The organism is Bdellovibrionales bacterium, assembly GCA_016716765.1.
Lineage (GTDB): Bacteria > Bdellovibrionota > Bdellovibrionia > Bdellovibrionales > UBA1609 > JADJVA01.
In genome coordinates, this window is the sequence record JADJVA010000009.1 from 97,337 (window position 1) to 120,084 (window position 22,748).

The 22,748-nt window shown below is 45.3% G+C and carries 21 protein-coding genes; 6 read left to right on the forward strand and 15 right to left on the reverse strand.

Going from position 1 to position 22,748, the window contains the following annotated elements; genetic code table 11:
- Positions 1-153: 153 nt before the first annotated feature.
- The 3 genes from IPL83_06865 to IPL83_06875 form a co-directional block, all read right to left on the reverse strand.
- The gene (locus tag IPL83_06865) at positions 154-1,188 is read right to left on the reverse strand and encodes a hypothetical protein (protein ID MBK9038865.1); all 1,035 of its coding nucleotides are present in this window, start codon (positions 1,186-1,188) and stop codon (positions 154-156) included.
- A gap of 273 nt (positions 1,189-1,461) precedes the next feature.
- Positions 1,462-2,088, reverse strand: coding sequence for a hypothetical protein (locus tag IPL83_06870; GenBank protein MBK9038866.1), 627 nt, complete (start codon positions 2,086-2,088; stop codon positions 1,462-1,464).
- Between the two features lie 121 nt (positions 2,089-2,209).
- Entirely contained in the window at positions 2,210-2,896 is a 687-nt protein-coding gene (locus tag IPL83_06875) for a carbonic anhydrase (protein ID MBK9038867.1), read from the reverse strand.
- A 316-nt stretch (positions 2,897-3,212) separates the two neighbouring features.
- Between IPL83_06875 and IPL83_06880 the strand changes: the two genes are divergently transcribed.
- Positions 3,213-4,172 (forward strand): CBS domain-containing protein, encoded by a 960-nt coding sequence (locus IPL83_06880; protein ID MBK9038868.1) that lies wholly within the window; start codon positions 3,213-3,215, stop codon positions 4,170-4,172.
- Here IPL83_06880 and IPL83_06885 read toward each other — a convergent pair.
- Together IPL83_06885 and IPL83_06890 are read right to left on the reverse strand one after the other, a co-directional pair.
- Positions 4,169-5,254: a mechanosensitive ion channel family protein gene (locus tag IPL83_06885; GenBank protein MBK9038869.1), complete on the reverse strand. Its 1,086-nt coding sequence runs from the start codon at positions 5,252-5,254 to the stop codon at positions 4,169-4,171. The genes IPL83_06880 and IPL83_06885 overlap by 4 nt on opposite strands.
- A gap of 252 nt (positions 5,255-5,506) precedes the next feature.
- A complete protein-coding gene (locus tag IPL83_06890; GenBank protein MBK9038870.1) occupies positions 5,507-6,595 on the reverse strand; it encodes a hypothetical protein in 1,089 nt (362 codons plus the stop codon).
- Between the two features lie 170 nt (positions 6,596-6,765).
- Between IPL83_06890 and IPL83_06895 the strand changes: the two genes are divergently transcribed.
- Together IPL83_06895 and IPL83_06900 are read left to right on the forward strand one after the other, a co-directional pair.
- Positions 6,766-7,956, forward strand: a complete 1,191-nt coding sequence (locus IPL83_06895; GenBank protein ID MBK9038871.1) for a hypothetical protein — start codon at positions 6,766-6,768, stop codon at positions 7,954-7,956.
- 12 nt (positions 7,957-7,968) lie between these two features.
- Positions 7,969-9,264, forward strand: coding sequence for an aminotransferase class V-fold PLP-dependent enzyme (locus IPL83_06900; GenBank protein MBK9038872.1), 1,296 nt, complete (start codon positions 7,969-7,971; stop codon positions 9,262-9,264).
- A 90-nt stretch (positions 9,265-9,354) separates the two neighbouring features.
- Here IPL83_06900 and IPL83_06905 read toward each other — a convergent pair whose 3' ends face one another.
- Positions 9,355-10,686: a hypothetical protein gene (locus IPL83_06905; protein ID MBK9038873.1), complete on the reverse strand. Its 1,332-nt coding sequence runs from the start codon at positions 10,684-10,686 to the stop codon at positions 9,355-9,357.
- A gap of 346 nt (positions 10,687-11,032) precedes the next feature.
- Here IPL83_06905 and IPL83_06910 point away from each other — a divergent pair, with 346 nt between their 5' ends.
- On the forward strand, positions 11,033-11,785 hold the full coding sequence (locus tag IPL83_06910) for a hypothetical protein (GenBank protein MBK9038874.1): 753 nt from the start codon (positions 11,033-11,035) through the stop codon (positions 11,783-11,785).
- Between the two features lie 43 nt (positions 11,786-11,828).
- Here IPL83_06910 and IPL83_06915 read toward each other — a convergent pair whose 3' ends face one another.
- From IPL83_06915 to aroA, 9 genes are read right to left on the reverse strand one after another with little or no spacing between them, the layout of a single operon-like run.
- Entirely contained in the window at positions 11,829-13,193 is a 1,365-nt protein-coding gene (locus IPL83_06915; GenBank protein MBK9038875.1) for a 3-deoxy-7-phosphoheptulonate synthase class II, read from the reverse strand.
- 1 nt (position 13,194) lies between these two features.
- Positions 13,195-13,572: a chorismate mutase gene (locus IPL83_06920; GenBank protein ID MBK9038876.1), complete on the reverse strand. Its 378-nt coding sequence runs from the start codon at positions 13,570-13,572 to the stop codon at positions 13,195-13,197.
- Positions 13,569-14,444: a prephenate dehydrogenase gene (locus IPL83_06925; protein MBK9038877.1), complete on the reverse strand. Its 876-nt coding sequence runs from the start codon at positions 14,442-14,444 to the stop codon at positions 13,569-13,571. Before IPL83_06925 ends, IPL83_06920 begins: the two co-directional genes overlap by 4 nt.
- Positions 14,441-15,307, reverse strand: coding sequence for a prephenate dehydratase (locus tag IPL83_06930; protein MBK9038878.1), 867 nt, complete (start codon positions 15,305-15,307; stop codon positions 14,441-14,443). The genes IPL83_06925 and IPL83_06930 overlap by 4 nt, the downstream gene beginning before the upstream one ends.
- Positions 15,308-15,348: 41 nt before the next feature.
- Positions 15,349-16,428, reverse strand: a complete 1,080-nt coding sequence (gene aroC / locus IPL83_06935; protein ID MBK9038879.1) for a chorismate synthase — start codon at positions 16,426-16,428, stop codon at positions 15,349-15,351.
- Positions 16,429-16,479: 51 nt separating this feature from the next.
- On the reverse strand, positions 16,480-16,977 hold the full coding sequence (gene aroQ, locus IPL83_06940; GenBank protein MBK9038880.1) for a type II 3-dehydroquinate dehydratase: 498 nt from the start codon (positions 16,975-16,977) through the stop codon (positions 16,480-16,482).
- Positions 16,961-18,115 (reverse strand): 3-dehydroquinate synthase, encoded by a 1,155-nt coding sequence (gene aroB, locus IPL83_06945; protein ID MBK9038881.1) that lies wholly within the window; start codon positions 18,113-18,115, stop codon positions 16,961-16,963. Before aroB ends, aroQ begins: the two co-directional genes overlap by 17 nt.
- The gene (locus IPL83_06950) at positions 18,112-19,590 is read right to left on the reverse strand and encodes a hypothetical protein (GenBank protein MBK9038882.1); all 1,479 of its coding nucleotides are present in this window, start codon (positions 19,588-19,590) and stop codon (positions 18,112-18,114) included. The genes aroB and IPL83_06950 overlap by 4 nt, the downstream gene beginning before the upstream one ends.
- Positions 19,587-20,906 (reverse strand): 3-phosphoshikimate 1-carboxyvinyltransferase, encoded by a 1,320-nt coding sequence (aroA, locus tag IPL83_06955; protein ID MBK9038883.1) that lies wholly within the window; start codon positions 20,904-20,906, stop codon positions 19,587-19,589. The genes IPL83_06950 and aroA overlap by 4 nt, the downstream gene beginning before the upstream one ends.
- A gap of 145 nt (positions 20,907-21,051) precedes the next feature.
- Between aroA and IPL83_06960 the strand changes: the two genes are divergently transcribed.
- A complete protein-coding gene (locus tag IPL83_06960; GenBank protein ID MBK9038884.1) occupies positions 21,052-21,396 on the forward strand; it encodes a hypothetical protein in 345 nt (114 codons plus the stop codon).
- Positions 21,397-21,432: 36 nt separating this feature from the next.
- On the forward strand, positions 21,433-22,269 hold the full coding sequence (locus IPL83_06965) for a hypothetical protein (protein ID MBK9038885.1): 837 nt from the start codon (positions 21,433-21,435) through the stop codon (positions 22,267-22,269).
- Positions 22,270-22,748: the final 479 nt, after the last annotated feature.

Consider the following 22,748-nt stretch of genomic DNA (forward strand, 5'->3'; position numbering starts at 1 on the left):
TAAATTTTATAGATTGCGCTAGAAATTTTGTGGCAAATCTACTCTAACAGGAGGCAATCACTCAAAGAACCTCCGCAGCTTGCCTGCTACGGAGGTGATAGCTTTCGAAACAGAAGATAACTTGTCCTTATGTTTTCTCTTAACTTTATTTGTTTAGATCTCTTCGCTCAGACTTCGATTGTAAATCTCACTTTTAAGATAGGCTTCTACCCCAGACACAAATTCTTTGAAGCGAGGGTCCTCAATCATTTTAACAGCTTCCTGCGGTTCTGCCTTTAGGTATCTTACCAAATCCTCATTGGAAAACCCTTCACTGAGAGATTCAATCCTCGCTTGAACGCTCTCATCCCTCGGCAAAGTCGGGATAGCAATCGATGCAGCCATTCCCTGTGGTGTCCTTCTCAATACCATCAAGAGGGTCGCAGCAACTAGTCCCCCCACTCCGAGCTTAGCTAGTCCATTGCCTTCGGTACCACTCTCCAACATTTCGGACGTCACATTAAGTCGGGAAAGGAGACCCGAAACAGATTCTCGAGGGTCTGATTCCTGTTGAACCCTCGCGCGAGCTGCCGGACTGGACGATCGCTCTTCGATTCCTTCCCTCTCATGCGCGGAAGAGACAGCTGGCACCGAAGAGTGGAGCTCCTCTGGACTGACTGAGGTGCACACAACTGGAAAATATTGCCAAACAAAGCGAGTCACCTGGTATTGGTAGGGAGGTGCTCCAACCATGGTCGGCACTGGGTTTAAATAGAAAAAAGTCCCAGCACCCTTCCCGAAGTTTGTAACTGCAAGGTCGATCCACAACTTTGCACCTTGTCCCGATGCAAAACTTACGATCTCATACGGGTACCCCCCTGGCCCACCTGATTGTTGTACAACCTGTCTATCGGTTAAGCCCGAACCAAATGTGCCAAGAAAAGTTTGACCATGAGTTCGTGATGGTTCAGGAATGAGTTTAGCCGAATACTCCTGCGCTTGCCCTCCAGGAAGCGTTTGGACGGACATAATTCGTTCTGGACCAGTTCCAATGAGTTGAATATTAATTTCATCAACTCCTTGCCACGGGAGAGCTGCTCCGACACCAGTACAAACAATTGCTCCCGCGCCGGGCTGATCCTGAGCAAAACTATTTAGTTGCCCCATAATTACAAACCCAAAAAGAAGACTGAATACGCCGACTCTCATGTTTCCTCCCTTTAATCTAATAAGAATTTTGGCGGACACTATATCAATGACCCGCCAACTACAAACAATATTTTTGAGTATTTACTCACCAATATGTTTACAGAACACATAAGCATATAAAACTAGGTAATATCAATATATTAAGTAGTTTTATGGCAGATTAAGAATAATATATTTTGAGTATAAACTAATTATTTGTGACTCTGTCGGGACAGATATCGCGCGAGAATAGCAGAGTCGAAAAATTCAAATTTACTTAAGTTAGGATAGAATTCAAATTTGGGTTTTCAAAAATTCAATTTTTCTTCTCAGGGTTTTTGCATCAATTTCAAGGAGTTCCAGGCTTGTCTTTTTTTGCAAATACTCAGCATTGGAAATCGCTCTCTTTTGAATGAGCTGATGATATTTTTCTGACAAAATTGAGGCGTGAGACAATTGGTTTTCTATTTTTTTTAAATTAACAATCTCCGCATCCAGCGCCAGACGTTGCGATTTTTTAAAGAGCTCGTTGATTCTTTCTTTGTCCTCAGAGTCGCCGCCATTGCCTTTAGATATAATCTGCAGAAGGTCAGTGATGACATCGTACCTGAGAAGTTCCATCCTGTTGATGTCCTCCTCGAACATCTCAGTTTCCAGTTTAACTTGCGCCATTAATAGTTCGATTTGAGAAGAAAGATCAGATTGAGAGAGTCGACGATAGCGTTCCAAAGAGGATCTCAAGTAGGAAATTTTTTTGTGAAGAGCTTCCGTCCTTCCTTCGCCTTCAATCTTTTTCTTGATAACATCAATGTACATGAACTTCAGATCCATAGAGGAACTGGCGTTTAAAGACCGAAGCTCCTCTGACGCCCGTACATTAAACACACACATAGCCATTAAAAGGACAGTCAACGATCTCATGTCCCCCCTCAGCAACCTCTCACCACGCCATCACGTTACATGACATTATAAATTTAAAAAAATTAAAAAATCCATTTTTATTTAGCCGCTTTAGTCCAAGCGAATAAGAGCGCCCCCAAGTTCAGACTGACGCAGAATCCAAATGAGCGGATTCGTTGGCCACTCTAGGCCTGGTCCTGGGTTGTTCTTCTCCAATGAGAACAAACTCATTGGATTCCCCTTCATGGGCATAGACATTTGCAGTGCTCAGTTCGAACCACCATCCATGCAACCTGACATTCCCTTGATCCAATCGCTCTCGTACAATCGGGTAGGTCTGCAGGTGTTCTATTTGCTGTAGCACATTTAACTGCGAGAGTCGGTTACTTGGACTCAGTCTTGAACTCGCTATAGAAAGCTTTTCCAATGATGGCTCACCGTGACGCAACCACGATCGCAAGTTTGGGGCCGCAAGGCTATTTCGTCCTTCCAATAAAGCATGCATGGCCCCACATTCGGAATGACCGCAAACAATGACATCCGACACATTCAAATTCATCAGCGCAAATTCGATTGCCGCCCCTTCCGACACATCACCCGAAGAGTGGCCGTCCTTCTTACACATAGGAATTAAGTTTCCTACGTTCCTAATAACAAAAAGATCGCCAGGATCAGTGGACGCAAATAAATTCGGAACAACTCGGCTGTCAGAACAGGCAATGAACAGGGTATCTGGAGATTGCCCCAAGGCTAACCGAGAGAATTTTTCCCTATACTCCGGCTGTAAATTCCGGCGAAATTCGATAATCCCATCCACAAGTTTCTTCATGGTAACAAACCTTCTCGATAAACTCGATTCCCGGCGAAACTGACAAGGTTCAAAGTGACACTCCCCACTTTCTAACCATGGCCCCTCCGATCGATATCAAAGACATATTGCACTATCCCAAGCTGCGACTGGCATCCTTATCATGCAAGCTGGAGGTACGCAAGAGAGGCCTTATCTCAACCGCCTAAGAAAACACCCACTCCAAAAGGAAGACAAAAGGCGGAGCAAGTCTAGATTATAGGGTTACTCACCACAAAAATTTGCTAACTCCAAAATGACCTGGATTTATGCACCGACATTGGGTCAGAATAAAGCCATGAAAACAGCTCAAGACCTTATGACTTCGCAAGTATATTCAATCAATTCCTCAGATGAGTTGGATACTGTCATCAGAGATTTTCTCCAATATGGAGTGACCACGGCGCCCGTGCTTGACCATATGGGTGACGTTTTAGGTATTCTGTCTGAGCTTTCACTCGTGAAGATCTTTGTTCGCCAAAGCCTAAAGGAGTCGAAGGTAGTTCGAATTGGACAATTTTCTGATATTCTCGAAGAACCATTTTTTGTTAGCCTAGACACGCCTATTGCTGGAGTCATGAAGGCTTTGGTTCACTCGCCTACACACCGCGTGGTTGTCCAGAATCTGGGAAAACAAATGGTGGGGGTTATTAGTCCAAAAGATGTACTGAGATTTCTTTTGGGCGAATTTGACGAATCTAAAAATTTGAACAGTCAATTAGAGAAAGCACATGAAAAACTAAAGGAAGTCATGTCCCAACTTAAAGACACAAAAGAAGTCTTGATTCGCTACCAAAATTTTTACGAAAAAACTCCGGTCCTGATGCACTCGGTGGACGCGGAAGGCAACATTGTAATGGCAAACCACTGTATACATCAGGCACTCGGATACAATCCCGGCGAACTAATTGGTAAACATATTGACGACCTTTATACCAAAGATCATGTTGCTGACGCCCTCCGAGGGCTAAAAAATATTGCTAACAATGGTTTTCACAAGAGTACTTACACAACAATGATGACCAAAGAAGGGAAACCTTTCAGAGTGGATATAGCCTCGTCCGCGATCAAAACTCCGGATGGAAATTTTTTTGCGACTATTTCAGTTTCACGACCGATAAATTCGGATACCATTCTCAGAGCACTCCGCGGATTGCTTCATCAAGAAAGCCTTGGAGAGGAAGACCTCAATGCATTTTTACAGGAAATACAAGCGATGGGACTGTCTCACTCTCCAAAACCAATCTCAAAAATTTAGTTGCCAGCTGACGAAGGCTGCGGAAATTTTTCGACGATGAGCGTTTGGGTCGGATACGCAAATTCAATATTTTCTAATTGAAATTTCTTGAATATCCCAATGAGAAGCGCCTGTTTCAGATCCATATAGATCTGAAATTCTGGGTCCATGACCCAGAATACAATCTCGAAATCAAGCGACGAATTTCCATAATTTGAAAAATGACAGCGCTCATATCTAAGATTATTGATATTCTCCACAATGGCTCTGATCCAAATTGGTATCATCTCCAACTTATCTGCTGGAGTCGAATAGGTAACCCCAATATTCAATACACCACGACGTTCAGACATTCGCTTAAAATTTTGAATCCGGCTTTCCAACAAGTCCTTATTTGAAAAAATTAGCTCCTCTCCCGAAAGGCTGCGTACTCGGGTCGTCTTGATTCCAATGTGCTCCACTGTACCCTTCTCATTTCCGACATATATGAGATCCCCTATTACAAACGGCTTATCAAATACAATTGATAGCGAAGCCAACAAATCTCCCAATACATTTTGAGCAGCGAGAGCTACGGCGATTCCTCCGACCCCGAGTCCAGCAACCAAAGCTCCAACATCCACTCCTATGTTACTCAAAGCCAATAAACTGGCGACACAAATCAAAAGTGTCTGGGCTCCCACATAGATTAATCCTATTGCCGACTTCGAGGAACCATTACTGGATAACTTCTTCGAGAGAATATGTTCTCGCCACCTGCTGAGCAGCTTCAATCCCCAAATGCAAAATTGATAGGCAGTGAGTAAAACGACCGAAACATGTAGAATGCGGTTCATGGCATCAGTGGTATTAAGAGTCTGAGCCAACAAACTGAACATCCACGTAAATATAACGAGCTTCCTAAGTCCATCAAAACAGTCCCCGATCAACTCATGAAAGACTCCGTCCTTGTTTTTTGTAAAATGCCGCCAACGATCAGATACAAGGTTGAGCGCGATCTTTATAAAGGCCGTCAAGCCAATTGCCACGCTTATCGCAAGCAGCCATTTGATTTCGCCCCTCACCGATAAGACTTCACTTAACTGCTCAAACCAGGAAGTCACAAATCTCTCCTTTTGTCATAGGACTGCAATTTCTAAGATATTCAAACAAAAAAATCAAATTGTTACTGAATACAGTTTATCGACACATACAAGTGACTGTCATTTGAGTTCGGACCAATCCCTTGCTATTAAGGCCCTTTTTTGATCTCCTGCCCAGACGAAGGTCTGCCGACAATGATCTCGTGAGAATTTTTGAATATTGGTAGCTCTATAAACTGTGAGAGGAGGCACTTTATTGCCCTCACATTCTATTCAATTCGAATTTAACAAAAGTTTCATCGATGCTTTGCGTACGGATTTGTCACGCATTTTAAATATCATGGAATCGATGATAATATGGAGAATATTTGTGGCCGCATAGATGGACCAACTCCAGATAATAAAATCACTCTTCGGCCCTGACCCCATCGAAAGAAAGTAATCTGCCATTCCATTCTTTCTAAAAAGAAGAAGAAAAAAATAAAGAGTAGTGATACCAATAACAAAAATTGAAGAATACATCACAACACGTTCTTGCCTAGATCTCTTGATTTTTTTCCATACAAGGAAATATTCATAACCATGAATGATTCGAACACCCGAAACAGCGGCCATTGAAAATGCGTAAAATGGCCACACAAGATATCTGATGGAAAAAATCAATTTAATAGGCAGACCCAGCTTAAAGCATCTGTATCCTACAAAAATAAGTCCAGCCGACACGCACAAGGAAAAAACGACAGCAATAGTCTTGTAATACATTGCGTAGGCCAAGAAATGTTCGTAGCCGTCCAAATATCCCCTAAAAACGATTGTGCTCAAAACGACACTAAACAGCAACATTCTAACGAGATTTCGCTCGATTTCCAAATACCACTTCAACCGATTCCGAGTTCCCTCCGGCTCGGAGGATGCCTGAATAACTTTGTTTGAGTGAATGAAGGATACTCCCATACTCTGATAGATCATATGGAAAGATGAAAACAACACCGAATCCAAAAAATAAAAAGAAACAAGCAAAAACGATAAAAGTTGATTGTCAATTTTGAGCTTTTTAAACGACGCTCCAAAAACCACAAGAAGTACGGCAAAAATTAACCCAAACGGTACCCAAAAAAGAAATGGCTTCCCATTTGTCTTCGTATCAATCCAAGCCTTTATTTCAAGCACAGTTAAAAGAAGAGAGAGCGAGAACATATGATGCGCGGCCGCCAAAGTTGAGAGCGCTAGGATGAATCCAACCAAGGACAAGGGCCTTAACAGCGTAAGCTCAGCAGCAGACAAAGCAAGAAAACCAAAAGGAAGCAGCAAATTTACCGATTCGTCAGTCAGACCAAATGTCGAACCCAAAATTCGCGACATACACCGACCCCCCAAGACCTCTCTCACTTTTTGCTACTTACAGTAAAGTTACTATATTAAGCTGGTCAAGTGCAATCGGCTTAGAAAGAATGTAGGTAAAAGTTATGCATTCCAATCAAGGCAATTCTTGGCGCAATTTAACGGGTCTCTATTCTTTGAAGGAGAATTTTTTGCATTTTTTTCGACAAGAAAAAGTTGGAAACAATTTTTTTATCAGTGCTTCACTCTTTGAGAGCCAACTTGAAAAATTGAACTTGGCTATTCCCTTTATTTGGATCCCTCTTTTTATATTTGAGCTCTTCATCCAGCCTGGTCTTTACAATCTTGGTTCTGACATGTTCTGGAACTTCATTCGAAATATTCTTTTTCTCAATACTATTCATGTTCTTTTGACCTACATCATGATTTTTCGAAGTGTAGAAGTCAGAGCCTGGCTCAAAGAAAATCGGATTTTCAGAAAACTAGGATTTATGACAAGTGTTGTTTTTGTTCAGCTATTTTTTATAGCATTTTTTGTTGTCCAAAAAACAAGTTTTCCAATGGGCAGAATCTTGGACTATAGTTTGTATGCTGGAATACTGGTATCATTTGTTGTTTTCGGACTCAAAGTGCATCATAGTCTCTCGCAGGTCAGATATCTCGCCAGATTATACGACACAAAGTGTACGCCAAATGTGAATGGACTTAGAGACGAAACGCAAATGACAGAGAAGGCTCAGAAAGTCGAACAAAGACTATTTATTCTTCTTATCGCATCCTTTTTTCTCATCGGATCTGTTTGGTACGCTCTCGTGGGAGAAAAACTTCCTTTTGAATATTCCGAAATGGCAAAAATTCTCTCTTTGATTCTTTTCATCCCCTGCATAGGAATACTTATTAATTTCTTTCGATATCCGAGGCCCTGGAATATCAATAAGGGCATTTATTTGCTGAGGCTAATTGCCTTCCCGCTCTTTTATATTACCCCGATCACGACCCTGGTAATGAGTTCCTGCCATGGAATGGAATACTGGTGTATCTATAGCACTACCAAGAAGAAATCAGTAAATGGGGTTCAATGGATGAGCATTTCAACATGGATGTTGTTTATTCTCGCCGTTGGTCTACTGTTGACCCCCTATAGCAAAATGCCAGTCTTGAACTGGCTTTTTCCTGATTTGAGTGCCTTTAGCTCCTCCGTATTAATAGGAGTTTCAGTGAGCTTTTCATTTACTCACTACTACATCGACGCACTCCTAATTAAAATGGTCCGAAATGGAAATCAGGAGAAATCCGCTCTGGAGGGTTTTCTAGAAAATAGCGGTGAAAAGACCGAGACTTCGCGGTTATCTTTAAAATTAGCACCCCAAACTACTGAGTAGGAGGATTGGGCAATGAGCTCATATAAATTTAATCGAAGAGAATCTTTAAAGGCTTTGGCATTAGCGGCAGGGTCTTTCACTCTCTCAGCATGCACGCATGGTAACTTGCAATCTTCAAATGCAAGCTCAGAACCTGACATACAGAATGATTGGGGTGCTGTCAGAGATCTTTTTAATCTCGATCGAAAAAAACTTCACTTTGCAAGCTTCGTACTGACGTCTCACCCTACGCCCGTCAGAAGGGAAATCGAGCGTCTTCAGAAGCAATTCGATTCGGACCCCATGGCCAGCAAGGAACATTTTAGTGTTTTCATTGAAAGAATGCACAATTCCGCTGCAACCTATCTAAAGACTGATTTTAAAAATATCGCCTTTACAGACAGCACAACAATGGGTCTAGGTTTATTATACAACGGAATTAAACTCTCTCCAGGCCAAGAGATCTTGGTGTCTGACCATGATTTCTATTCGACCATAGAAAGTCTAAGGTTGAGAGCCAATAACACTGGCGCATTGGTCCGTAAATACGAGCTCTACAAATCGATAAAGCAGGTTTCTGAAGACGAAATACTTACTAATATTCGCAAAAATATAAAGCCGAAAACTCGCGTTTTGGCGACCACTTGGGTTCAATCAGATACCGGGTTAAAAATTCCAGTGAAAGGAATTGGTGAAATTGTTGCTGATGTGAATCGGAATCGTGACTCTAAAAATCGCTTGCTCTATTGTATCGATGGAGTTCACGGATTTGGAGTTGAGGAAATGACTCCAACCGAAATGGGTTGTGATTTTTTTGCGGCGGGGACTCATAAGGCAATATTTGGCCCCCGTGGCACCGGCATATTATGGGCTAAGGATGCCAAATGGCCAAGCCCAGACATTGAGGCAACAATCCCTTCTTTTTTTGGCACAAACTATTTTGGCCAAGCTATGTCCCCTGGCGGAATGCACACTTTTGATTATCGTTGGGTCGTCTACGAAGCCTTTGATCTACATTTAAAAATTGGCAAAAATAGAATCGAAAAAAGAATCCACTCTCTAGCCACCCAGATGAAGCAGGGTCTGCTTAAAATTCCCCATGTTGACCTTATGACTCCTTTGGACGAACGTCTTTCTGCTGGTCTTATTGGATTTGAGATTGCTGGCATGACTCCAGAGAATGTAGTGCAGGCCCTTGCCAAGGAAAATATCGTCTCCAGCGTGAATTCTCGACTGAAAACAACGGCTCGTTTATTTCCCAGTCTTCTCACTTGTGAGGCAGATGTAGAGACTGTTTTAAAAGTGATTCAAAACAAAATTAAGGCATAAAAATATCTCAATACCTCGCCCATCTCGTGCCAACTCATCGTGCACTCGCGAATTCAGGAGCAATTTCAATTCCCTTTTGCTTTTGCTTCTTTATAAGGTATTGAACGTAGCGGTGAATGAAATTTTCTTTGAGTCCTTAAATCGCCACCACCCCCGATATGTATTTGAGGGAAATGTGGAAATGGGTAGTTGACTCCTCCATACCGACGAGGAAGCGTCGTAAGTCCAGGGTGCCGTCTGAGTCCACTTTGCTTGATCATCACATGACCTGGTACCTAACACTTCAAGACAAGCTTCGATATTGCTCGGACTGGATCCCGCATTCTCAGCTTTTGAATACAAAAATCCACCCCTCGAAAGAGGAAAATAATATTGAGCAGGTCCATTGTAGGAATCAGAAAAAGTCAAAACCGGAGCCAAATCCAGACCACTCGCCATGGGGCAATTGTATAAATCGACGGGCTGTTTTAGAATCACAGCCTGATTGAAAATCGTCGCAAAGCACTTTCCCAGAGCGAACTGACCAGTTCCATTAAAATGCCAAGTGTCGCTCAACACAAAGTTATCCGTAGATAATAGAAACGTATTTTTTACTTGTCTCGCCAATTTTTCCTGGGCAGATCGAACCCCAACAACTGATTCAAGCGGCAAGTGCGCATAACGGTAAATTCGCCCAAAAATAAATGCCAAATCCTTCTCAACTAAATCGGTACGAATCTTTTCAATGAGGGTGAATAGGTTGGTCTGGTACATTTTTCCAATGGATGAATATTCGAGGGCATCGCTTTCTCCCTGCATCCAAAGCATTGCTTTGTACTCAACGTCTCTCTGATTTACCGCGGAGCGAATGTAAGCCAGCAGATTTAAATAGAGAGGATTGTTCTGCGTGACGGTCTGTCCCTGATTATTTTGGTACTTAGGTAGCCATTGTGCCAGACTGGTCCCATTGACCGCATATTTGATGCCGATAATTTTTTTTCCAGGAAAAAGACGACCAATTTCAGATATGAATGAAATCTCAGGACCGAACTCAGAGACACCGTCCTGATCCAAGTCCTGCTGATGGTCCCAGTCAGCCACCCTCCTGTTCGCAACATAAAATTCCACGTTTGAAGGAATCTTGGTCAATTTCTCATTTTTCAAATAGCTATAGAGCTGACCCTGCCCAGCCATATTTGATTGTCCTGCCAATACAAAGACCCAGGGCTTATTGATAGACTGATTTCCTCCGGAGGTATTATTTATACTGATGCCGTTGTCAGAATTATTCTCTGTCTCTTCCTTCGTTTGATCATCATCTCCGTCCTTCAAAGGAAGAAAATGATCGCAATTAACAAAATGAAATAGTAAAATCCCTCCGGTTAGCACAAGGGCATATCTAGTTGATAAAATGAAGAGACGGCGATTTATATTCAATTGCAAAAGCACCTCCTCGAATACAATCTGTATCTCGCAAAAGGCATGCCGGCTCGATCAAGTAAATCACTTTGAATTAAAACCAATTAGTTTGAGTCATTTCAAGTTATTGTGGCGACATCTCAACCCATATTACCAAGCGGAACTGTGCCCAAGCATTTGGCAGGTGGCGACACGCCTCCTCCAATTAAGAAGCCCAACTCCTGTCTCAAATTGAAACAGTCGACCGAAGACCCATTTCGTTTGTCTGGTTGAGTTGTCTTTGCAGATTCTGTTCGAACGTATCAGTTTGACATATGTCCATCAAAAATGGGATCAGGAGGGTTACGGTAATTCAAGCCTGTGACGATAAATGGGCATGGTTTTGATTCTCTTTCTTTCCTTAGCAATTCCCAGGTCAATTCCCGTAGGAGCAGCTTCCTGTGAAGAACTTAAGGTTGGCGAGGCTCAAAACATCATAGGACAAACTGAGCACGGGGCGAATATCCGTAGATACCGTCTTCACCGCAGAAGCGAAAATCGATACGAAGTCTTGTTTAACCCAAAGTTTTCCCATGTCGAACTTTCGAAGCAATTCAATAAGTGCTTTCAGTCCGGGCATCTATTGGAAACGCCAAGCGGTAAGCAAGTCCGCATTATGGCGAGTCCTTTGGCGCCTGAAATAGAAATTAGAAGAAAAGATCGGCCTGGGCCGGCGACAAGAGATCGGTGGGATTCGGCTATGGACTGTGGATGGATGGCTCATGAGTTATTGCATTGGGCTGGGTTGTGCGACGAGTACCGACATTCCTTGAAAAGAACTTCTGCATCAGATAGCACCCATGCCTCGAGCTTTTCCTGTCGAAGAGTAAGAGAGAATAATCTTATGGGCTTAAATTCAAAAGACACACAGAATGTGCTCCTAGATGATCAATTCAACCAAATCATTCTGCCAGGCTGTCCCGTCAACTCGACCTATACGGAATGTGCGAAACAGGCATATTCTTTCCGATCAAGCGGATGCAAAAAGGGTGGCGAATGCAAGGACGTCCTTTCGAGACCGATCTCTGTTCAGCCACCAATTGAAGTGGAAGATAGAGGATCTGAAGCCACGGGCCAGCGTTAGATCCGACATTGTTAACTGTAAATCTGCCGGGCCAGATTGGGTTCTATTTGCTGATTTGAAAAGCCAGCTCCAGCGCCTGACTTGCGTTAAGTCGTGGATCGCAGAGCGTTTCGTAAAGCCCCTCAGCGAGGTGCTCTTCCAAAATGGCCTGATCTCCGCCAATGCACTCCACAACGTCTCTGCCGGTTAACTCAAAGTGCACTCCTCCAGCCACGGTGCCAAAGGATTCATGAACCTTGAAGAATTTTTTGACTTCAGAAATGATCGCGCCGAAAGCCCGCGTTTTGTAACCATTCTTTGCCGTAATTGTATTGCCGTGCATGGGATCGCAACACCAAACAACCTGGCGGCCCTCTTTCTGAACATGCTGAATCAGTTTTGGCAAAAACACATCGATTTTTTCAAAACCCATCCGCGAAATAAGGGTCAAGCGTCCCATTTCATTGCGCGGATTGAGAATATCCATCAGACGTGACAGCTCGTCGGTTGTAATTGAGGGCCCGCACTTCACCGCAATCGGGTTGTTCACACCACGTAAGAATTCAACGTGAGCTCCGTCTGGCTCTCTGGTGCGATCACCAAGCCAAAGCAGGTGCGCTGAACAATCATACCAGTCGCCTTCGTAATCCTGCTCGGGCCTCGCTGTGGTGCTATCCCGCCGAGTTAAGGCCTGCTCATAAGGCAGCAACAACGCCTCATGGGAGGTGTAAAACTCGACCTGATGAATCTGTGGAGTATTTTCGTTGGTAATACCACAGGCTTTCATAAAAGCCAGAGCCTCGTCGAGACGACTGGCAATGTCCTCGTAAAGGCTGCTCTGGGCCGTGTTTTTTTTCACAAAATCAAGATTCCAAGCATGGACTTGTTTCAGGTCGGCATAGCCCCCATGGGAAAATGCGCGCAGAAGATTTAATGTGGCGGCAGCCTGCACATAAGCCCGCTCCATCCGCACCGGATCTGGAGTTCGTGCGATCGGGTCAAAATCACTGCCGTTGATGATATCTCCTCTGTAACACGGGAGCCTCACTCCATCTCGAATCTCTACATCGCTACTGCGAGGCTTAGCAAACTGCCCAGCCAGCCGTCCCACTTTGATGACCGGCTTTTTCCTGACATAAGTCAAAATCACCGCCATCTGTAAAAGCACGCGAAACGTATCACGAATGGTATTCGCACGAAATTCATTGAAGCTTTCCGCACAATCGCCACCTTGAAGTAAAATTGCATCACCTTGACCAACCTCGGCCAAACGCTCTTTGAGACAACGAGCCTCGCCGGCAAACACCAGCGGCGGGTAAACAGCCAAGCTGGCTTCCACTTCTGCCAACTTTCCAGGATCGGGGTACACAGGCACCTGGGATACCTTTTTGTCACGCCAACTTCTCGGAGTCCATAAAGCCTGGTTCATTTTACTGACCTTTCACTTTCACTACCCTACGACCTGATTTTTGTACCGAGGGCGCCTTTTTCTGCTGAAAAGTAGCCTCCGCCAATATCATTTCAAAAATTCCACGAATAAAACTTTTTCGAAGACCCATTTTTGCCCCAAGCTGAGAGCGGTTATGCAAGACCTCGACCTCCCGCTGATTCTGGACAATGCTGCGACGACCCTGCCTTTTCAATTGACCGACTTTTGCTACGATCCCGAATCTCCGCCGCAAAGCTACCAAAATTTGCCGATCAGCCTTGTCTATGTCCCTCCGCAAAAGCTGCAGCCGTCGATCAAACGAATCCTTTGAAGCCTTAGAGGTTTTAAGATTTTTTCTCCTTTTACGAGCCTCACTCATGGTGCCGTACCACGACTGGCCTGCCGAATATTCTGTAAAACTCGGCGTATGCCATTTGCATTTTCCATCAAAGCCTTTGTTTCATCAAAGCTCTTATTCAGAAGTGATTGCTGAAATATTCTCAAATTTTCCATATAAGCCTCCAGCGCGGCAAGCACGTGTTCGCGGTTCTGTTCAAAAATCGGCAGCCACATCGCCGACGAGCTTTTTGCCAAGCGTGATGTGGATTCAAATCCTCCGCTAGCCAGATCAAAAATAGTGCTGACGCTATTTTCCTTATTGAGCACCGTGTTTGCCAAAACAAATGAAATCGCGTGGGATAGGTGAGAGATAAATGCCGTGTGCAAATCATGCTCATCCGCCGCCATATAGACCGTCTTCATCTGCAATACTTCGAACATCTCATCAACTCGACGCAAATGGGATGCTGCCGATTGCTCCGCTTCACAAATAACGGCAGAACGATTCGCAAACAACCCACGGAGCGCAGCCCCAGGCCCAGAATGCTCTGTCCCGGCCATGGGGTGAGCCGCTACATACTGAGCTCTTTTTGCATGCCCCGCCACAATTTCGCAAATCGCCTTCTTGGTCGAGCCCATGTCAGAGACAGTGGTTTCAGCACTTATCTGGTCCAAGACTTCTGGCAAAAGTGAAATGATCTTATCAACCGGAACCGCCAACACCACCAATTCTGCACCACTCAGGGCTTCCTTGAGGGGCGCAATTCTGTCAACGATCCCGCGGTTCAGTGCCAATCGGCAATGTTCAAGATTCACGTCAACGCCAACAACACTTCTCGCTAAGCCTTTTGCCCTAAGATCCAGCGCCAGCGATCCTCCAATTAATCCCAAACCAATCACGGTAAGGTTCATAGCCAAGGTCTCTCACTTCGTTTGTAATCGCCAAATTGAATTAAATTAATGGTCTTGGCTTTTAGCTCATTCAAAGCCAACTGATAATCACCCATATTCAGCCACTCAAGATCCACATGAAAGGAGTATTCATAAGGCCTGCCCAATACGGGAACCGACTGCAGCTTTGTCATATTCAGATTGTGCGTTTCAAAAATTTTTAACACTTTTAGGAGACTACCGGACTCGTGTGCGATCTCAAAGCGAAGAGAAGCCTTATCAGGTGTAACGACTGGTAGACCCCAGTCACGCAAATCCTCTTTATTATTGGCTAGGATCAAAAAGCGGGTGTAATTCAGTTTATTCGTTTCAATTCCCGCTTTTAAGATCTCCAAGCCGTAAACTTCAGCCGCGCCTTTACCGGCGATCGCCGCGTTTCCGAGCAGCTGATCGACGGCAATTCGCCTGGCACTTTCCGCGGTATCTGGTCCTTCTAAGACCTGCAAATGAGGATAGTTAGCAAGAAAATCCTCGCACTGCAGAAGAGCCATGGGATGCGACTGGACAACCAATACATCTTCGATTGTCTGACCTGGCAATGCCATTAAATTCAGTTCAATGCGCAAGTAAACCTCACCGACAATTTGCGATCGAAACTTTTCAAGCAATTGATAGTTCGGCAAAATGCTTCCAGCCAGGGAATTCTCTATTGCCATCACGTTAAAATCGGTTTCGCTCCCCCGCAGAGCCTCGGCCAAGCGCCTAAATGATGAACATTCAACTAATTCGATGGAACGATTGGTGAAATACTCGCGAGCCGCCGCATCGTGAAAGGCGGCGCGAATGCCCTGGATCCCTATCTTGGGGTTTTTTTCATTTTTCACTTTCTCGCCTCACTTGCATATCCTCAACCAGCTTTCTTCTATCATATTCTCGCAGACCTCTGTCGCAACAAGTGATCCACCACAGTCAAAGCGGCCATGGCTTCAACAATAACTACCGCCCGCGGAACCACACAAGGATCATGTCGGCCGCGCCCGGCCAACTCAAGGCTTTGACCGCTCTTGTCGATGCTGGTTTGCTTTTTCATAATTGTCGCTACGGGCTTAAACCCGACACGAAAATAAATATCCATACCGTTCGAAATTCCACCCTGAATTCCTCCAGAGTTGTTGGTGCGTGTCCGAATCTGACCGTTGACGACCTCAAACGGATCGTTATGTTCTGAGCCCTTCTGAGTTACGCCAGCAAAGCCAGAGCCAATTTCAAATCCCTTCGCTGCATTGATACTCAACATCGCCTTAGCTAAATCGGCATTCAAACGATCAAAAATTGGCTCGCCCAATCCAGCTGGGCAGCCACGCACAAGACCGGTAACGACTCCTCCCAAGGTATCTCCTTCTTTGCGGACATCCTCTATAGCACGAATCATTCTCTCGGCCGTAGCTGAATCTGGACAACGTACAGGATTTTCATCCCTTCGCGACAGATCCAAATTCAAGTAGGTTTTGTCCAAACACACCTCTCCCACCTGTGAAACATAGGCCGCCACTTCGATGTTATGCTGGCGCAAAAGCAGCTGCGCCACGGCTCCAGCAAAAACCCGGGCTGCCGTCTCCCGAGCGCTAGAACGGCCTCCACCACGGTGGTCACGCAAACCAAATTTGGCATCGTAAGTATAATCAGCATGCGATGGACGATATGCATTGGCAACATGGTCATAATCCTGTGCGCGACTGTCCTCATTGGGAATCAATGCCGCCAAGGGTGTGCCAAGACTGACATCATTGAGAACGCCAGAAACAATTCTCGCCTGATCACTTTCTTTGCGTTGAGTGGTCAAATGCGACTGCCCGGGTCGACGACGATCGAGCTGCGCCTGAATAAAACCGTGGTCGATTTTCAATCCAGCTGGGCATCCGTCAATCACCACACCCATCATCGGACCATGGGATTCGCCAAAGGTCATGATACGAAAAATTTGGCCAAATGTATTACCGCGCATAAAAGTTCGCCTTTCCTTTCCGCTTCTCTTCTGTGCTCTTCTTTTCTGTTCTCACTCTGGCCTACGAGACAATCTTGATCGAGGCGCTCTTGAGCGAGACAGAAAATGTTGGATCGCCTTTGCATAGGAGTTTACGCCAAATCCAGAAATCTGCTTCACACACACATCACGAATAACCGAAATTCTGCGAAATTTTTCTCTTCTGTGTATGTCGGTCAAGTGAACCTCATAGGCTGGCAAATCCACAGCTGCCAAGGCGTCTCGGATCGCATAGGAATAATGGGTGAAGGCGCCGGGATTGATCACAATTGAATCAGCCCACTTGCGTTGCGCGTGGATAAAATCAATCAGTTTTCCTTCATGATTAGATTGAAACACCCGCAATTTATACCGACTTTTTCGAGCGTCCGCTCTTAATCCTTTATTCAATTCAGCAAGGGTCATGTGACCGTAAATGTGCGGCTCACGTTGACCCAACAAGTTGAGATTCGGGCCATGAATAATAACAATATTCTTCTCAACTTTCTTCTCCTCAACTTTCTTCAGCATGATGGCCTCCCACTAACAGTTTTCTGTAAGCCTTCTCAAGATCATTGCGAGTCACCGTCACGTCTAAAACGGCTCGCCCCAGTCTTTTGAGCAAGACAAAACGAATCCGGCCCTCGTGCTTTTTTTTGTCTTTGGCCATCGCCTGTGTCAGCTGGTCAAATCCAATGTGCTTCGGCAGAGCCGGCACCTCGATCATATTTAGAAAAGCCGTTATGGTTTTTGCCTGGTTCAGTGATAAGTGACCCTTTATTTCTGACAAGCAAATAGCAAAACGCATACCCCAGATAACTGCTTCCCCGTGTTGAAATATTTCATAATCTGTCACAGCTTCGAGCGCGTGTCCAAATGTGTGCCCAAAGTTTAAAACCTCGCGCCGACCCTTGCGATCCCATTCGTCGGCAGCTACAACCTTAGCTTTCCAAGATAGAGATTCATGAACCAGTTTGCTTAGTACTTTGGCATCCAAATTCAAAGCCGCTCGCCAATGCTTGTTCAGATAGACAAAAAGCTCTTTGTCATAGATGAGCGCATACTTGATAACTTCACCGAGGCCAGAAATAATCTCGCGAAGGGACAATGTTTTCAGAAAATTTGTGTCACAAACAACAAGTGCAGGTTGATGAAATGTTCCAATCAAATTTTTCCCTAGAGAATGATTGACGCCTGTCTTACCGCCAATGGAACTGTCAACCTGCGCCAGAAGAGTCGTGGGAATCCCCACCCAACTCACTCCGCGCAGGTAAGTGGAAGCGAGGAATCCTCCAGCATCACCAAGAGTTCCTCCACCCAGTACAAAAACCGTGGAAGAACGATCAATCCCAAATTTGAGAAAATCGCCATAAATCGGCAAAATGCTCGAAAAGTCCTTTAAGGATTCACCGGCCGCCAGTTTAATTACGTCCATCTTCCAGCCTGATTTCCTCAAAACCGCCAACACCTTTTTCGCTGGATGCGCTAGTCTCTCATCAGCGAGCAATATCCCTCGTTTCGACCGGATACAACCAGTTGGACTCTGCAACTGAAGAAGCACTTGACCCAGCCGACTCGTAACTCCTGGGCCAACGAACACACAGTAAGAACGCGCCCCGAGTTTAACTTGCATTCGGGATTCCTTTTTATCATTGGATTTCAGCTTCACGAGACTTTACTCCGCAAAATCTTAATAATTCCATCCGCCACTTCGCTTGGTGATTTTTTGTCAGTTTGAACTTGCACAGAAGCCTCAGCATACTGCGCTTCGCGAGCTCGCAAAAGATTTTGCAAGTGAGTGATTCGATCACCGCTCGTCTTTAAAAGGGGACGTTCCTCCCATTCACTTGAAAGACGCTCCAACAGGCTTTCGGGGCTGGCCTTTAGATAAAACAAATCACCCGCCTGGCCAATCAGTCGGCGATTTTCTGGACTGATCAAGGCACCACCTCCCAGCGCACAAACGCCACCCGCCGAAATCCGGCGCAAAAGATCCTGCAATGCCTGACTCTCCCATCGACGAAATTCGATCTCACCGCCCTCAGAAAAAATTTGCGGGATTGATTTTCCCGCCAATTCGACAATCAATGCGTCTAAATCAAAAAAAGGGCAAGCCAATTTCTGGCTTAGGATTCTTCCCGCCGCCGACTTTCCGACACCCATAAATCCACACAAAAAAATCGGCCGCTGGAAGTCGGCCCGCGGCAAGGGCTTGGCGCTATCAAAACGTAAAATATCACGCAGAAATGCAGTCAAATCACTCGCCAAGACTTCTTTGGTCCTAGCCGACAATGGACCAAACCAAATTTGCCAAGTCGCCAAAGCTTGACTAACAAACATGGTCAATCCACCAATGGCCCGCAAGTTTGCACGCTGCGCCTCTTGCAAAAACAAGGTCTGCTCTGGCCGGTAAATCAAGTCCAGGGCCAAAGCTTGCCGCGAACAGCGAAGAAAAATTTCTGAAAAGTCGATAGGCCCTGAGCCCCTATTAGTCGGGCGAGTATTTGCTAGGTCCCCGTTCATGCGATCATCATAATGGACCATTCCCACGGGCGTCGCCTGCACCACCAGATCAGCCAAGACATCGATTGAAGCGGCCGTTGCCACCGACGAAAATTCTGTTGATTTGAAAACGGCCGACAGATCATTGAGGAGGTTCTGCGCCCTTTGCACTCCACGGTTGATCACTACAATCCTCTGCGCACCAGCTTTCGCACAAGCGTAAACGGTTGCCCGTGCAGCCCCTCCTGCGCCAATAATCAAAATAGTTTTTCCATGACAGACAAATCCAACTTTTTCCAAAGTGGCCTCTATGCCTGCCACATCAGTGTTGTAACCACGTAGTCGCTCGCCCATGACCTTAACAACATTGGCCGCACCAAGCACCTGAACTTCTGGGGCCAGTTCATCGAGATAACACAAAATCGATTCCTTGTGAGGAATCGTGACATTAAGTCCCAACCATTGAGCCCCCTCAGACTGTTTGCGCAATCGCTGACAGAAATTCTCAAGCTGCTGTGACTCCACATCCAGCGCCTCATATCGCAACCGATTGTCCCCCAAACTTTCACCAATAAAGCCAAACACCTGAGGAGAAAGCGAATGCGAAATGGGATGTCCGATGACGGCCGCACGTAAATTCATTTTGTGAGGTCTTGCAAAGTAGAATAAAATTCTGGATAAGAAATCCCGACACAATCAGATCCGCAGATCAGACTCTCCCCTTCGGCGATCAATGCCGCCACGCTGAATGCCATGGCGATCCGGTGATCGTGAAAGCTATTGATTTCTGCACCAATTAGCTTCTGTGGACCCTCGATAATAAATCCGTCCCGGGTTGTTTCAATCACTGCCCCCATAGCCCGAAGATTGGTGGCCACGGCCTCGATCCGATCGGTCTCTTTCACCCGCAATTCTTCAGCGCCCGTGACTTTCGTTGTTCCGTGTGCCTGCGTGGCCAATACTGCGAGGATGGGCAATTCATCAATCAGCGATGGGATCTCGTGTTCCGACACCACAACACCTAACAGCGGTCCATGGCAAGCCTGAATCTCGCCCATGGGTTCTGGATTTTCCTCCGTTAGGGCTACACGGATTGTCGCACCCATGCGCCGTAACACCTCAATAAATCCCGTGCGTGTTGGATTGAGTGAGACACCGCTCAGCCGCAAATCCGACCGGGGAACCAAAACGGCGGCCGCCAGCCAAAATGCGGCGGTGGAGGGATCGCCAGGCACACGTAAAATATTGGCCGAAAATTGTTGACCACCACACACCCGCACCTCCTCGGAGTTAGACTCAATATGCACTCCGAAATGTTTCAACAGCCTCTCTGTGTGATCACGACTATGAATCTCTCCCCAAATCCGCGTATCACCGTCTGCTAACAAACCAGCCAAAATAATCGCCGTTTTAATTTGGGCGCTGGCGATTTTCAGTTCGTAGTCGATTCCGTGAAGACGACGACCCAGAACTTCCAAAGGAGCGAAATCCTTGCCGGTTAGTTCGATCTGCGCGCCCATTTCTCTCAATGGATCTGCCACCCTCCTCATCGGCCGTTTTATCAGGGACTCATCACCTGTCATCTTCACCCGTATACCTTCTACGGCGGACAAAACACCCATCATCAGGCGCATGGTCGTCCCTGAATTCCCGCAATCCAATATTTGCGTGGTATTTATAAAACTTTCAGGGCCTCTTCCTTCTATAATAGTCACATGCCCTTCTTTGCGGATGGGCACTCCAAGTTGTCGAAGAACACGGGCTGTTGATTGGACATCAGCACTTTCTAAAATATGATGAACCTCGGTTCGACCCTGGCTAAGCGCGCCAAAAATCAGTCCGCGGTGGGAGATAGATTTATCTCCCGGCAATTTCAAAGATCCGCGAAAGTTACTTACCGGGCCCACGCGACTGTCCATCATCAATTCTCCAGTTGTATCTGTATATATCGCGCCCATAATAGGCATTACGCGAATACGCGTCAAACGCTAGAGTAAGATTTAACGAATTAGACGCGCTTCCGGGAGGTCTCAGCAGGCCCTTGAGGCTTCGGATCAATTTTTCTCCTGGTCACCTAAGGTTTTCAAAATCAAATCTGAGGTAATGAGTGCTTCTTTAGATGAACTAGAAGCTAATAGGGACAGTTCAACTAAAGAGACATTTAGCTCTTACAGCTATTTTAAATCTGATTATATCCGATTCTTTACCAATGGCTATATATCGCACTTAGCAAACAAATTTGAACCGGGTAGTCTTGAAAGTAGTTATGAAAACGACGGAGTTGAGGCTCTTTTTTATCAGATTAAAGGAATTGGAGGCTGGCTGTTAGAAGATGCTTTCAATGGTACATACACGGACAGGGAGATTAAATATGGTTACTGTGAGGCGAACCCAGGCAGCACGGAGTCTATATGCGAAGAAGGAGTTTATACCCCTTGTATGCTTTGATTGTTCGAAGTATTTCAACAGAGTCATTCATCAAGAATGCGTGTGGCCCTTTTACTGATGTTGTGGTTTGGAGGTTTGGCTGGAACTTGGTTAGTCCAAGCCCCAGAGCTCAAAAAAGATGAGTTCCTTCAGTCACTCGATAATTTTTTGGGCGCATTAGACTACCTTAAGAAGAGTGAAACATGGGACGTCTCCGAAGCTTTTATGAAGAAGCTTGATCAGTTTTCATTGGCAGGGGAAGTTAAACGTGCTCTGCGCAAACGTTATTACGATAGGGGGCCAAAGCTCATGGCGAATTTGGCTGACTGTGCTGCAAGAGCGAAGCAAAAGATAACCGATGCAACATCCCATGTAGTGCCCGACTCAGTAATGACCGAGAAAATGGATAGCGTTTTTGGTTTTAGAGAGTTTCGGTTGCCATACGATGAGCCTGATGTAAAGAACCCATTCAGTGACTCCATGATTTCTAGCGATTTTTCAACCAATGAAAACTTGTACCGCCTTTTCAGGCAGTTGCCGGATAGTTATCCGGTAGTTATTGATTTGAACTTTCAGGGAGCACGCTTAAGAAGCGACGATGGCGAAATAGTAATCAAATCGGGCAATATGCCGCAACTGTTAAATTTTGTAAATCTTATTGATCAGCGTTTTCACTATCAGATTATGACGGATAAGGATGTGGAAAAGGGCATTTACCAATATAACTATAATCAAAGGTATGAGTTTGGTGGCTTGGGGAATCATTTCTGTGTTTTGAACCAGGAGGAAGAGCTGATCTCAATCAATGTGGATACCGATAATGGCAGCGTCTCTTCTAAAAGAGTCAATGCGTGTTTAACCGATAGATACCTCATAGAAAGACGACTAAAGTAATCAATTACGATTTACCCGTATTTGTATTGCCCAAAAACTTTCGTGATCTGGGTCGGCTACTACAGCTCATGTCGGTTACCCGTGATCTAGGCAATAGAAGACCTAACCGAATGCCGTTCAGCGGAAGAATTCTAGTTTTTGCGCATAGAGAATCTACCAAATCACCAAGATCTGGGGTAGGTTTTTTCGGGGACAGTGAAATATACCAACGCCAGCTCGGGTGAAAGAGAGTGGACGGGTTCCGGGGTCAAGACTAGCAAGGATAAGCATGGTCCCGCATGAGAATTGCTACGGATACTTGAGTTTGTAAACATGACGGCCAGAAATCTCAAGCTGAACGCCCCAACTTGTGAGATGAGCACACAACCATAGATCCGGGTGAAAGCTGTATGTCTCTATATGAGCTGTAGGAGCCGACCCAGATCACGAAAGTTTTTGGGCAATACAAATACGGGTAAATCGTAATTTTGTGAGAAATG

Bases quoted from the DNA above. Each gene is read 5' to 3' on its own strand.
- IPL83_06865 (MBK9038865.1), bottom strand. From the start codon at position 1,188: ATGAGAGTCGGCGTATTCAGTCTTCTTTTTGGGTTTGTAATTATGGGG.
- IPL83_06870 (MBK9038866.1), bottom strand. From the start codon at position 2,088: ATGAGATCGTTGACTGTCCTTTTAATGGCTATGTGTGTGTTTAATGTA.
- IPL83_06875 (MBK9038867.1), bottom strand. From the start codon at position 2,896: ATGAAGAAACTTGTGGATGGGATTATCGAATTTCGCCGGAATTTACAG.
- IPL83_06880 (MBK9038868.1), top strand. From the start codon at position 3,213: ATGAAAACAGCTCAAGACCTTATGACTTCGCAAGTATATTCAATCAAT.
- IPL83_06890 (MBK9038870.1), bottom strand. From the start codon at position 6,595: ATGTCGCGAATTTTGGGTTCGACATTTGGTCTGACTGACGAATCGGTA.
- IPL83_06900 (MBK9038872.1), top strand. From the start codon at position 7,969: ATGAGCTCATATAAATTTAATCGAAGAGAATCTTTAAAGGCTTTGGCA.
- IPL83_06910 (MBK9038874.1), top strand. From the start codon at position 11,033: ATGGGCATGGTTTTGATTCTCTTTCTTTCCTTAGCAATTCCCAGGTCA.
- IPL83_06915 (MBK9038875.1), bottom strand. From the start codon at position 13,193: ATGAACCAGGCTTTATGGACTCCGAGAAGTTGGCGTGACAAAAAGGTA.
- IPL83_06920 (MBK9038876.1), bottom strand. From the start codon at position 13,572: ATGAGTGAGGCTCGTAAAAGGAGAAAAAATCTTAAAACCTCTAAGGCT.
- IPL83_06925 (MBK9038877.1), bottom strand. From the start codon at position 14,444: ATGAACCTTACCGTGATTGGTTTGGGATTAATTGGAGGATCGCTGGCG.
- aroC (MBK9038879.1), bottom strand. From the start codon at position 16,428: ATGCGCGGTAATACATTTGGCCAAATTTTTCGTATCATGACCTTTGGC.
- aroQ (MBK9038880.1), bottom strand. From the start codon at position 16,977: ATGCTGAAGAAAGTTGAGGAGAAGAAAGTTGAGAAGAATATTGTTATT.
- IPL83_06950 (MBK9038882.1), bottom strand. From the start codon at position 19,590: ATGAATTTACGTGCGGCCGTCATCGGACATCCCATTTCGCATTCGCTT.
- aroA (MBK9038883.1), bottom strand. From the start codon at position 20,906: ATGGGCGCGATATATACAGATACAACTGGAGAATTGATGATGGACAGT.
- IPL83_06960 (MBK9038884.1), top strand. From the start codon at position 21,052: ATGAGTGCTTCTTTAGATGAACTAGAAGCTAATAGGGACAGTTCAACT.
- IPL83_06965 (MBK9038885.1), top strand. From the start codon at position 21,433: ATGCGTGTGGCCCTTTTACTGATGTTGTGGTTTGGAGGTTTGGCTGGA.